This window comes from Catenovulum sp. SX2 (assembly GCF_052056295.1).
GTDB lineage: Bacteria > Pseudomonadota > Gammaproteobacteria > Enterobacterales > Alteromonadaceae > Catenovulum.
In genome coordinates, this window is sequence record NZ_CP182493.1 from 1,380,665 (window position 1) to 1,392,878 (window position 12,214).

The window sequence follows — 12,214 nt, forward strand, 5'->3', positions numbered from 1 at the left end:
TTATCTAGAGTTCAGGTTAACTATATGCCAGTTTCGGAGGAAAAATGAGTGCCGTGTTAGACGAATTAATAGGTTTAATGTCGTTAGAGCAAATCGAGCAAGGGATATACAGAGGACAGTCGCAAGATTTAGGTTTCGGTGCAGTATTTGGTGGACAAGTACTTGGTCAAGCTTTGTCTGCTGCACAACAAACAGTACAAGCCGAACGCGATGTGCATTCATTTCACTCTTATTTTTTACGTCCAGGCGATGTTAAACACCCTATTGTTTATAAAGTGGATGTCATTCGTGACGGCAAAGGATTTAGTACCCGTAGAGTTGAAGCAATTCAACATGGCAAAACCATATTTTATTTAACTGCGTCTTTTCAAATCGAAGAACAAGGTGTTGACCATCAAGCACAAATGCCTGATGTTGTCGGTCCTGAGCAGCTTGTCAGTGAGCTTGAGTTTGCTAGGGCAAATCAAGATTTAATTCCAGCTTCGATTCGCGAAAAATTTACCTGCGACAAACCTATTGAAATTCGGCCTGTTGAGTTAATTAATCCACTTAAGCCAGAAGTATTGCCGCCGCACCGCCATATTTGGCTCAAAGCCAATGGCAAGGTGCCAGATAATCTCGCTACACATAAATTTTTATTGGCATATGCGTCTGACTTTAACTTTCTCACCACAGCACTTCAACCACATGGGCGCTCATTTATGGATCCCAGCATGAAAGTGGCCACTATTGATCACTCTATCTGGTTTCACCGCCCGTTTAAATTTGATGATTGGCTGCTTTACCAAATAGATAGCCCGTCAGCCTCTGGCGCTCGTGGTTTAGTACGAGGGCAACTATTTAACCGTGACGGCCAACTGGTTGCCTCATGTGTACAAGAAGGTGTCTTACGGTTTAAGTAATTAACTGGCCGCTTGGGTTTGATATCGTAATTCTGGGCGGACATAACCAGGTATTTTATCTAAATCGACTTCATCAATTTGTTCTGGATTGAGGAATTCTTTAGCAAATACTTTGTAAATACCTGAGTCGACAAACACATCAAATAAATCGGGATCTATATGATTGTCTTTTTTCATAAAACCGAGAATTTTTAAACATTGGCTTAACGACTTTGCAGGTTTATACGGTCGGTCAGCTGCTGTTAACGCTTCAAATATGTCTGCTATGGCCATCATACGCGCTGGCACAGACATCTGCTCACGAGTTAATTGGCGAGGATAACCAGTTCCATCCATTTTTTCGTGATGTCCACCTGCGTATTCTGGCACTCGGCGTAGATGTTTTGGAAACGGCAAGGCTTCCAGCATATCTATGGTAATTTCGATATGGCGATTGATAATTGCGCGCTCTTCATTGTTTAACGTACCACGAGCAATTTTTAGGTTATAAATTTCATCGTCAGTTAATAACGGTGTAGTTTTACCGTTTATGTTTAGCTCAGCTTGATGGCCGATTTGTTCAACCCTTTGCTGATCGTCCGGTGCCATAAACTCACCGCCAATATTCGCTTTGCGTAAAAATTCAAAATCGTCTTCTAGTTGCGCTAGTTTTTGCTTAAGTTCATCTTCATAACTAGCAACTACAGCAGCTTGATTTGTTTTATATGCATCAATTATTTTTTGCTGATAACTTAATTGAATATCTCGCTTAACAATTTCAAAACGGCTCTCAACTAAATGAATTCTGTCAGCAATAGTTTCCAATTTAGTTGCTTTATCCATCACATATTCAGGCGTACCGACTTTACCACAATCGTGCAACCAAGCAGCAATATTCAGCTCGTACATGTCTTTTTCTGTCATTGAAAAATCTGACAAAGGACCATAATCAACTTGGTTAACGGCTTGCGCGAGCAACATGGTAATTTCAGGTACCCTGCGGCAATGACCACCAGTGTAAGGCGATTTTTCATCTATAGCTTGTGCAATCAATTTAGTAAATGATTGGAAAAGCGTTTGCATGTCGTCAATAAGCTGTCTGTTTGTCAGCGCCACTGCGGCTTGTGAAGCGAGCGAATCAACTAAACGTTGGATTTCTGGTGAAAACGGAATGATCTCGGTTTCACCATTAACCAATATTTTTTGCGCATTGATTAATTGTAATACGCCATTTAGCTCACCTTCATGGTTTTTCATTGGTATGGTTAAAACTGACTGAGTTCGATAGCCAATTTTTTTATCCATTTCCCGTGCAGCTGTCATATCAAAGCCATCAAAAGGTTGATAAGCATCAGGAATATTAACGACTAAATCTTTATTTGCGGCAAAAGCGACCAAGGCATTTAAATTAGATTTCCCTTCGATTTCTAAAGGGATGTTGGGAAATGGTATGGGCTGTCCGCTAGTACCACCCATATACATGTCTAATGTGTGATTTATCAGAGTTTCAAATTTGAGTTGGTTGTCGTCGGTAACTGAATAAATAGTACCGCCGTCCGCATGGGTAAGCTGTTGTGCGGCAAATAATATTTGTTCGAGTAACTTGGTGGTATCTTTTTCAGACGACAGCGCGACGCCTACTTTAATTAGGTGATCAACTTGCTCATGCAAGTCTTGCTGAACTATCTCTGAAATAGTTTCCGAAATACTCTCACTCATTAACTGCTCACTTACTTATTCACATTAAACATCCATGCGCCTCTTATATTATTTACTCGTATGGGTAAAACTTCCATCCCAATTTTCAATAAAGTCTTGCTCTCGCAATTCTTCAATACGTTCAAGGTAGATTTTATATAACATTCTAGCCGGATACTGGTCTGATAACTGACTAAAAACTTCTTCTGCCTGTTGCCACTCTTGTGATAAATACCAATCGTAAGCTTGTAAATGTAGCGACAATTCGTCTTTGATATCTTCAGTTAATTCTGAAAACAAACAAATTGGCTCTACTATTGCCACCGCTTGATTTTTGCCTTTAACTTTAACTCTGTCAATTGGTCGATAAACATAGCTGGTCGCGAGCTCTTGTGTTGATTCACTTACCAATAGCTTAACACCATAAAACTTAGTTAACCCTTCTAAACGACTGCCTAAGTTTACCGCATCACCTAACACAGTATAGGCTCGTCTAAATTCAGAGCCCATGTCACCTACATTCATCTCGCCGGTGTTAATACCAATGCCAATCGCAATTTCAGGGAAACCTTGTTGTGCAAAAGAAACATTTAATTCTTCAGTAATTTTTAACATAGCAAAAGCTGCAGTTATTGCATTGTCTGCATGCTCTGGGTCGTCTAATGGAGCGCCCCAGAATGCCATAACCATATCGCCTACATACTTATCTATCGTACCTTTGTGATCTAATATGCTCTTGGTGATAGGTGAAAAATACTGATTAAGCAGTTGTTTCAACTCAGTTGCCGACAACCTTTCTGAAATTGTCGTAAAACTGCGAATGTCTGAAAACAGTACACTCATGACCTTTCTTTCACCATCAAAAGACACGCTGCTTGGGTCGCTTAACATTTTGTCGATATGCGCTGGCGGCACATACTGGTCAAAGAAACCCTTGATCACTTTTTTCTGGTTCGACTCTGCTGCATAGCCAATAGCAACATTCACAGCCGTTATTGTAACCAGCAAAGCGATGACGGTAAACAATGGTAATACAATACTAAAAAAATGCCACTGAACCAGGTTAAACACTATACTTATTGCGATTAAAGTTGCGCCAGTCAGCGCCATTTTGATCGAACCTAGCTTAGGCATTAACCAACTGCTAAAAGCACCGATTAAACACAGCATTACCACAACCCACTCGTTAGCAACATCAGGTTGAAATTTTAATACTTCCGGATGTAATAGCGCTTCAGCAACATTTGCATGCACCTCAACCCCTGGGTATTGAATACCAACTGGGGTTTCTCGTAAATCGGCTAAACCTACAGAAGATGTGCCAATAAACGCTATTGCGCCCGCGAGCTTTTCATCACCAACTCGGCCTTCAATAACATCTGTCGCTGAAATGTATTCAAAACTGCGCTTACCGCCTCTGTATGGCACCAACACATGCCCATGCTGATCGGTTGGTATAATTTGCTTGTTTAGCTCTACAGATACAATATTGTGTTGACCGCCGTAGGATTTAGTATTCACCTTTATTGTTTCTTCGAATAAGTATGCTCGAACCGCTTCGAGCGCCAGCGAAGAATAAAGTTTGTCTTGATGACGAATAATCAATGCAGCACGGCGAATTGAACCATCTTCATCAGGCATTGAATTCATAAAACCTTGAGAAACAGTAAAACCGCTCTGTTGTGCAGCTTGATACAAGGTATCAACAACACCGACAAATGCAGGTTTTGCAACAGCTTTTGTTCTAGTAACATCAACTTGTGTATCTATGACAATTGGGCTATCCGGCAAGTGCCCTGACATAGCGACTAGTTGATCTTCAAATAATGTCCCAAGAATCACATCACCTTGGCTAATACTTGCCGCCAATTGAGTATCGGGATCGAGCTGCTGCCGATACTTGGATAAATGCTGCTCAACCGCATCTGACTTTGGAGTATTGGACAAAATAAAGTCAACCGGATTAACTTCTTCTTCTGAAAACATGACGTCGAATGCGATAACAACGGCACCTGCATTAAACAATTGATCAACCATTTTTGCCGTTTTTACTCGGCTCCACGGAAAGCGACCTTGTTCGCGTATGCTTTTTTCGTCAATATCTATAACGACAATATTATTGTCTGAATATTGATTACGATAAGGTAATAAAAAATTGAAACGTAAATCGTAGAGCAAACCATCTAAGCGATTTAATCCGGCGCGAGTGTCTGAGTTGACTGGCGATAACTGCAGTAAAATAAAAGTTAGTGTTAATAATAACCCACAGAAAACAGCTAATCTGTGGGAGGTAATTTTAATCATCTATTGGAGCTGCATCATCAGCGAGTTGGATCACCATACCTTCGTATGCAGCAAATATATGGGTTTTCGATTTTCTGCGCTCTAACATAGCTTGTATGTGTGCTACTTGATGTTCAATATCTTCATCTGTACGTGTGTAGTCATGGCTATATAAAGCACACTGTTTTACTTTGGCAGTAACGGCTAATTCTACGGCTTGGTCAACTAAACTGTGGCCCCATCCATGTTTATGTGGCATATCTTTGTCAATGTATTGTGCATCGTGAATTAATAAATCGGCTTCACTAATAAATTCAACCCATTCTTCAAAGGTAGTGGATATTTGATATGGTGGATATAATTCATTGTCTGTCACATAAGCGAGTTTATAGCCGTTTTCTTCAATCAAGTATGCTGAGCCACCACCTGGATGATTAAGCGATTTACGTCGAACAGTTGCACTGCCCACTTGCCAACTATCTAAACCTTCATACGGTGTTAATTCAATATCAGCTCTTAGTTCATCCGATTTTATTGGAAACCAAGTGCCTGACATTTGCTGCAATACGGCATCGTCTTCTCTAGGTGTGGTTAACCCAGGCGTTAATACGATTTTGCGTTTAATTTGGTATGCAGGGGTAAAAAACGGAAACCCTTGAATATGATCCCAATGATTGTGCGTTAACATTAAATGAATTGGTTTACCCTTTGCGAGTAACTCATCACCCAATTTCACAATACCTGTACCAGCATCAAGTATGATATCAGTGCCATCTTCAAGCTCTACATGAACACATGCAGTGTTGCCGCCATATTTTGCAAACTCTGCGCCTGCTGCTGGCATACTGCCTCTTACCCCAAAAAACTTAACCCACATGCTTTACTACCTTTTTGTATCCATGTATCTAAAGATCTGTTGCAGCTTCATCAACTGGTGTTGGCGATGCGCTTTCACCCAAAGTAAAAATGCCACCAGCTGTAACACTTTCATCTTCTTGCTCTTTTAATTCAACAGAGCCAGAAATCGTATCCGCTTCAATAAATTTAGCGTCTATTGTGCCTTCTGCCAAGTTATCTCCATACGAAGCATAATTTACTCCTATATCTAACTCGGCATCACGAATTGCGCCATTAAAGCGCGCAAGCCATTCGCCACCTTCATCGGTAAAAGATAAGAAACCTTCCTCTACTGTTTGTGTATCAAAATCAATTTGCATACTCATACTTGCATCAGTGACGTTTGGACCAAAGCCGTGACTAGTTAAATCAAAGGAGGTTATACCTGTACGACCAAGTATCGGGTTAATTCCTAGATTGTCTTGCAATTCTTGTTCAGAAGGATCTATAACTTCTGGATCAAATTCGGTTGTATCAACAATTATCTCAATCTTATCTGTAGCATTTAGCTCTGTGGTTTCTGTCTCTAGATCTTCGTTAGTCGCCACTTCAACTTGCAAGTCAGCACTACTTCCCTGATTGTTTGTTGCTGCATTTGACTGAGCCTGTTCAGAGTTATTCTGAGTTGTGCCGCTCCCGCTATTACTTGAGGCATTATCGTCATTATCTTCAGAGTCTTCGCCTGACTGCTGCGTTTCATCATCATTTTGAGTGGGATCTGCGCTATGACCAGAGTCAAAAACTTCAGGGACAGTCAATAACCCCGTCACTTGACCATTAGATTGAATTTTACCGAAGTTAAAATTTTCATTTGCACCGAATGAGACTAATTCGACACCGCCACCGACATCAACATTTACGTCAATTGCACCGTCCCAAACGGCAATAAACATTTCTCCATCGACCAGCTCTATTTCAAAGTGAGTTCCTCGAATACCTATACTGCCAACCGGTGTTTTTAGCTGATATTCACCATTATCATTTTTGATCTTGCCACTTATAGTACGAATGCCACCTGAGAGCAAATTCATCACGGCAGAGCCAGTGTCTGTTTCAGCATCATACTCATAAGTTGAAATAATTAGCTGTGTATTCTCTTTAATTGCGAGCAAACCACCGTCAGTCATTTTGAACTGAGCTTTACTTTTAGGGCCCGTTGTTACTGTGTCTATATTATACACTGGTGAGCGTCTTTTTAACGGACGTGTATCATCTCCTACAGCTTCGACCTCACCCAGTGCGACTAATGTTCGTCCGGCTATATCCGCAGCTTTGACAGGCAAGGCTAATGCGACTATTGCTAGGATATTTATGACTTTTGTTGCGTGATGCCATTTCATAATTCACCTCCGCATTAAAATAAATAACGCACGCCGCTATTAACGACATTGCGATCAAAACTATATAAAAATTGGTTACTATTTTTGCGACTTATCCGCGCTTGCGTTTGCCACAACCAACTAGAACTGAAGGCGTAATCAAACCCAACCAAATAAATAATATTGTGGTCTTTGCGTTTTTCATCAAAAAGAACAGTCACACCATCGCTTTGGGTCAAGGTTTCATTGAGATATTGGTGATTGGCCTCTTGGTACTGCCAAGATAGGCGCAACGTTCCCCATGATTGCAACTTTTGTATCCAATTAACTGAAAGCCCAGAAACATTGCGTTCATATTGCTTAGACTGCAAATTGAAATTTTTAACATTTTCATCTCGGAACGAGGTGCCCAAACTCAATCGTGCACTATCTAGTTGTTTGATATATTCAAGACGTATTTGCGCACTTCCGCTATCTAAATTGTCGTTTTTTTCGTTATCAATTAAAGTGTAGTTCCCTGACAATTGGATACTGGCACTGTCGTCAAAAGCAAAGTTAGCCGAAGCCATCAAAGCAGCTAGATTGTGATACTTTTCTTCACCATACCAGAAACCTTGGGCAAACACGCTAGTGCGCAGTTGCAAAGCGCCCATTCTATGGGTATATCCAGCCATCACATCTAAATTGGATTTATTGTATTGTGCAGCCGATTGATGATCTGTATGTGAAACGGTGGCACTGGCAAACCAAGCATTGTATTTAGCTGTTGGATAGCGATAGGCCAAGTTAGCATTTACGCGATAAAATTGATCTGACTCAACAGGAAATTGCGAATCATCTGATATTGCCAAACCTAAAATCGAAATAGAATATTTGTCATCTCCCAAACCTGAGCTGACATTTGAGTCATAACCCAGAGATAAACCGGCAAATCCAGACCAAACAGGATCGAGTTTAACACTTTGTTTGTCGATTAATTGCAGATAGCGCTCGGCTTGCTCAGTAATCTTTACTGAAGGTTTTAATTTAACTAAGTTGTTAAACTCGCGTTTTGAAGCAGCAAAATTATCAACTTCGTAATAAGCAACTGCAAGTGCATAACGTGCATTCAAATTATTCGGCCGATTAATGACCACTCGCTCAAAAGCAAATATTGCTTCTTGATGCATACCTGTTTGCCGTGCAGCTAAACCGTATAAATAGTCAAAATCAGCATCACCGGCGTATTGGTCGAATAAAGATTCAGCTAACTCAAAAGCATCTTGGTATAAACCAGCTTCAACAAGTTTTATCAGATATTTACGATCATCCGTTTGCGCACTTGCAGTGTGGGCAGCCAACAATAAGCCCAAATATACAATTTTTTTTAGATTTTTCGCTGTCGAAAACATTGAATGTATCCCTAGTGGATAGTCTAGTATGTTCGGCAATCGAGTGATTGCTGGATTTCCCGATAATTACTATTAAACTAACAGTATAAGTGTAGGCAATCCAAATAGACAATTATAGAGCTAAGTATTTGTTAATCTAGCTCATAAGTAAACCCAAAGGCTGATAGTTGCGTCACATTCTTTTTATTATATTCGGATTATTAATTTGCTACTCGCAAGCTGTAAGTAGCAAACAATTAGTATTTGAAAAAATTAAACAAGGCCAACAAACACAATTTAACTATGTTTGGTTAAATCACCAACAGCAGCAATTGCAACTTAATTTCAGCTTACACAACAAACAACTATTTGGTTTATTTAGAAAATTTAAACTTTACCAGCCACATTTAGCGCAAAGATATGTTTACGTAAGCATGCAAAAAGCGCTGGCAAAGTGGCCAAACAAAAAACAGAGGGTTCAACTAATTTCACGACCAAACGACATAAAAATTGTCGCCTATGGTAACCAAGATGAACAACCACACGAACTTATGCAGCATTTGCTGCAAATTCAATATCAAGCGCAACAAACTTACCTTGAACAAAATACCTATAGCCAAATGACCAATGCGTTTGGTAGCAATGTAGTTAAGCCTGATCATATGCGCATTGCCAAGGAGTCGTTGGAATTTGTCGCCCCTATTGTCGCGCAAATCCCTCAGGAGTTATCAGGTTACATCACCCGAGATTCAATCAATTATTTATTGTCTTGGTTACAAAGTATTCCGTATTCAGCACTTGAGAGTCGCAGCGAATCTATGGGTATGGGTTTTAACCCACCAAACAAACTGCTATTTGAAAACCAAGGTGACTGCGACAGCAAAAGCACTTTATTTGCGGCGATCATGCGTGCATTTGTGCCAAATTTAGGCATAGTGATAGTTTACCTACCCAACCATGCGCTGGTTGGTTTACAGATTCCGTATTCACAAGCGGATGAATATATTGAATTAGACGGCAACTATTATGTATTAGCCGAGCCAACCGGCCCTGCAGTATTACCACTTGCCGAAATAGGTGCTGAATCAAAAAGGGCAATCGACTCAGGCTCTTTTAGCGCTGAATCTATGCCATAATCAATCAAGGTTATTCAATTAACCAAGGTTGTGATAACCAATAAAAGCGCCCAGCTTGTTTCGTTTGCATAGTACAGTTGTAGCGCGAGCGCCCTGTTGCCAATTTTTGTTTTGCGCTGATTTTATATTCATTAGCTGATAATTTTTGTAAATCCATTTCTGCTTTGCCACCAATAAAACAATTCAATGAATTAACCAGCGCGGTTAATAATTTAATCTGAAAACTTGGTGGATTAGCTGAGTCACTGACAATAGGTGACGGCAATAAGTTATAATCTACCGGCAAAGCTTTAGTTAACAACTTAGTGGTTAAGGTTTTTTCATCAGCGTAAATGCCAGACGCTGGGTAACGTGGTAAAGCAGTAAAATCAGAAAACTGCGCAACTGCACCACTTTGCTGGCCAAAGGTAATTAGCTTCTGCTGTTTAAGCCAAGTTTGGATCCAACTGTCGTATTCACCATAGGGGTAAGCAACTAATTTTTTACTATAACCAATATGCTGCTCAATCGCTTGTTCGGTCTTGGTTATCGACTGCTTAATTTTTTGTTGCCAATTCATATTGGTTGCCGCGTTATCACGCACCCAATAGTCATGCTCCCAGCCATGATTCGCTATGGTCATTTTATGTTTTGACCAATATTTCAATTCATCCCAAGTTAGATAAAAACTTGGACTTTTTGCGAGCAATCCAGGATTAACAAAAATAGTCGCTGGCCAGCCGCGCTTTTTCAGTTCAGGTAAAGCTTGTTTCGCAATATTTTTATAACCATCATCAAAACTAATTGCGACACTTTTATCCGGCAAAACTTCACCCGCTCTAACTTTGTCTATTGCCTCAGCTAAATCAACCACAGTGAAACCGAGTTTTTCAATTAACTGTAAATGCTGAATAAATTTCTCATTGCTCAGGCTAGTGACATCCGGCGTATTTTCGTCAACATGATGGTATTGCAAAATAACAAATCCATTATCGACCAGACTTAGGTCTATAGCTGCGTAGGCAAGTTTGCTAAACTGCAGGCCAACTAATGCCAATAACAGCAAACAACTACGCTGAAATAATTTAACCATGCAACTTTCCCCTTCATTAACCGCTTATTTGGCACTTGCTCTGCCTATGATAGTGTCGAATATTACCACACCTTTATTGGGCATTGTCGACACCAGTATTTTAGGCCATTTACCCCACGCCTATTTATTAGCCGGCGTCGCGCTTGCAAATACTATTATTACAGCTGTTGTTTGGCTGTTTGGTTTTTTGCGTATGTCGACAACCGGCTTAACCGCGCAAGCTCTTGGTAAACAAAATCCTCAGCTGACCAGCCAACTATTGGTACAAGGTTTATCTATAGCGATTGTTGTTAGTCTTGTACTACTTATTTTACAACCTTGGATTTTGCAAAGTGCGTTATGGTTGGCCGAAGCTGATCCCCAAGTAAACCAAGCCGCCAGCGAATACTTTTTCATACGTTTTCAAGCCCTACCCGCTAGCTTAATCAACTTAGTTTTAGTCGGCTGGTTACTCGCTCATGGTAAAACCAAGGCGATCATGTTGACACAAATAGTAATTAATTTAGTCAACGTGCTTTTAGATTTAATCTTAGTATTTGTATTTGATTTAGCGGTCAAAGGTGTAGCTTGGGCAAGCTTAGCAGCTGAATACACAGGTTTAGTCATATACCTATTTATAGCCTATAGAATGATAGTAAAAACTCACTTACTTAAAACAATTCAGCAGTCACTTACACAAATGCATGAGATAAACTTCCGCCAATTTCTCGCAGTTAATCGTGATATTTTAATTCGCACTCTAGTGCTAGAGTGTGCTTTAGTCTTTTTAACCTTTCAGGGCGCTAGAATTGGCGTAGACGTGTTGGCAGCCAACGCTTTGTTAATGAACTTTTTATTATTAATCTCACTTGGATTAGATGGCATTGCTTATGCGGCTGAAGTGCAAATAGGTAAAACATTTGGCGCGAATGACAAAAGCCAGCTCAAACAAAATATACGTGTTGGTATGAATTTAAGTTTAGCTTTAGCCGCAGTATACAGCTTAGTATTTTTATTGTTTGACCAGCAGATAATCGGCCTAATGACTGATATAGATTCAATTAAAACCACTGCACTCACATTTAGTTTTTACATAATTATTTTGCCCCTCACAGCAGTTTGGTGCTTTTTATTGGATGGGGTATTTATTGGTTTAGCTGACAGCAAAAGCATGCGCAATAGCATGTTAGTGTCTGTTGTTGGCGTATTTTTTCCGGTGTGGTTTGTTTTTAATCAACTCGCGCTAACACAAGGGATTAACCCAAATCATGCTTTGTGGATTGCGCTGCACGCTATGATGTTGGCTAGAGGTATTACTCTCGCTCGGAAAATAGCTGCTTATATTTAGCTTTGTGAAAACGTAAATTCGCCACTCGTGTTGCAAATATACCAAGATAGCCATAAACAGCTAAGGTAAATGCCGCAAGTAATAAAAAAACCAATGGGTATAATAACGAAGTGGCAATATTCGGGATAAAAATAAGTGCACTGGCGCACAACCAAAAAAAAGCTAAACCTGTCAAAAACAAACGCCAACTGCGTTTGGGGTTTTGGCTGAGTTTGTCGCTCCAGTGCATTA

The 12,214-nt window shown here is 40.1% G+C and carries 10 protein-coding genes; 3 read left to right on the forward strand and 7 right to left on the reverse strand.

What is annotated here, in order from left to right:
* The first annotated feature begins 44 nt into the window (after positions 1-44).
* The gene (tesB, locus tag ACMZOO_RS05815) at positions 45-902 is read left to right on the forward strand and encodes an acyl-CoA thioesterase II (protein WP_440905781.1); all 858 of its coding nucleotides are present in this window, start codon (positions 45-47) and stop codon (positions 900-902) included.
* Here the strand turns inward: tesB and ACMZOO_RS05820 are convergent, their stop codons facing one another.
* From ACMZOO_RS05820 to ACMZOO_RS05840, 5 genes are read right to left on the reverse strand one after another with little or no spacing between them, the layout of a single operon-like run.
* Positions 903-2,600: a GAF and HD-GYP domain-containing protein gene (locus ACMZOO_RS05820; RefSeq protein WP_440905782.1), complete on the reverse strand. Its 1,698-nt coding sequence runs from the start codon at positions 2,598-2,600 to the stop codon at positions 903-905.
* A 48-nt stretch (positions 2,601-2,648) separates the two neighbouring features.
* Positions 2,649-4,883 (reverse strand): CHASE2 domain-containing protein, encoded by a 2,235-nt coding sequence (locus tag ACMZOO_RS05825; RefSeq protein WP_440905783.1) that lies wholly within the window; start codon positions 4,881-4,883, stop codon positions 2,649-2,651.
* Positions 4,876-5,739: an MBL fold metallo-hydrolase gene (locus ACMZOO_RS05830; RefSeq protein WP_440905784.1), complete on the reverse strand. Its 864-nt coding sequence runs from the start codon at positions 5,737-5,739 to the stop codon at positions 4,876-4,878. The genes ACMZOO_RS05825 and ACMZOO_RS05830 overlap by 8 nt, the downstream gene beginning before the upstream one ends.
* 28 nt (positions 5,740-5,767) lie before the next feature.
* Positions 5,768-7,099, reverse strand: a complete 1,332-nt coding sequence (locus ACMZOO_RS05835) for a FecR family protein (protein ID WP_440905785.1) — start codon at positions 7,097-7,099, stop codon at positions 5,768-5,770.
* A 14-nt stretch (positions 7,100-7,113) separates the two neighbouring features.
* Positions 7,114-8,469, reverse strand: coding sequence for a hypothetical protein (locus tag ACMZOO_RS05840; protein WP_440905786.1), 1,356 nt, complete (start codon positions 8,467-8,469; stop codon positions 7,114-7,116).
* Positions 8,470-8,636: 167 nt separating this feature from the next.
* Between ACMZOO_RS05840 and ACMZOO_RS05845 the strand changes: the two genes are divergently transcribed.
* On the forward strand, positions 8,637-9,584 hold the full coding sequence (locus ACMZOO_RS05845) for a hypothetical protein (protein WP_440905787.1): 948 nt from the start codon (positions 8,637-8,639) through the stop codon (positions 9,582-9,584).
* 10 nt (positions 9,585-9,594) lie between these two features.
* On the opposite strand, the gene ACMZOO_RS05850 is transcribed toward ACMZOO_RS05845, so the two are convergent.
* On the reverse strand, positions 9,595-10,656 hold the full coding sequence (locus ACMZOO_RS05850; RefSeq protein ID WP_440905788.1) for a polysaccharide deacetylase family protein: 1,062 nt from the start codon (positions 10,654-10,656) through the stop codon (positions 9,595-9,597).
* Here ACMZOO_RS05850 and ACMZOO_RS05855 point away from each other — a divergent pair.
* Positions 10,655-11,983 (forward strand): MATE family efflux transporter, encoded by a 1,329-nt coding sequence (locus ACMZOO_RS05855; RefSeq protein ID WP_440905789.1) that lies wholly within the window; start codon positions 10,655-10,657, stop codon positions 11,981-11,983. The two genes, ACMZOO_RS05850 and ACMZOO_RS05855, sit on opposite strands and share 2 nt — an antisense overlap.
* Here ACMZOO_RS05855 and ACMZOO_RS05860 read toward each other — a convergent pair.
* Entirely contained in the window at positions 11,949-12,212 is a 264-nt protein-coding gene (locus tag ACMZOO_RS05860) for a hypothetical protein (protein WP_440905790.1), read from the reverse strand. The genes ACMZOO_RS05855 and ACMZOO_RS05860 overlap by 35 nt on opposite strands.
* Positions 12,213-12,214: the final 2 nt, after the last annotated feature.

Excerpts from the sequence above, each read along its gene's own strand:
- ACMZOO_RS05840 (WP_440905786.1), bottom strand. The coding sequence starts at position 8,469 with ATGTTTTCGACAGCGAAAAATCTAAAAAAAATTGTATATTTGGGCTTA.
- ACMZOO_RS05820 (WP_440905782.1), bottom strand. The coding sequence starts at position 2,600 with ATGAGTGAGAGTATTTCGGAAACTATTTCAGAGATAGTTCAGCAAGAC.
- ACMZOO_RS05835 (WP_440905785.1), bottom strand. The coding sequence starts at position 7,099 with ATGAAATGGCATCACGCAACAAAAGTCATAAATATCCTAGCAATAGTC.
- ACMZOO_RS05825 (WP_440905783.1), bottom strand. The coding sequence starts at position 4,883 with ATGATTAAAATTACCTCCCACAGATTAGCTGTTTTCTGTGGGTTATTA.
- ACMZOO_RS05860 (WP_440905790.1), bottom strand. The coding sequence starts at position 12,212 with ATGCACTGGAGCGACAAACTCAGCCAAAACCCCAAACGCAGTTGGCGT.
- ACMZOO_RS05855 (WP_440905789.1), top strand. The coding sequence starts at position 10,655 with ATGCAACTTTCCCCTTCATTAACCGCTTATTTGGCACTTGCTCTGCCT.
- tesB (WP_440905781.1), top strand. The coding sequence starts at position 45 with ATGAGTGCCGTGTTAGACGAATTAATAGGTTTAATGTCGTTAGAGCAA.
- ACMZOO_RS05850 (WP_440905788.1), bottom strand. The coding sequence starts at position 10,656 with ATGGTTAAATTATTTCAGCGTAGTTGTTTGCTGTTATTGGCATTAGTT.
- ACMZOO_RS05830 (WP_440905784.1), bottom strand. The coding sequence starts at position 5,739 with ATGTGGGTTAAGTTTTTTGGGGTAAGAGGCAGTATGCCAGCAGCAGGC.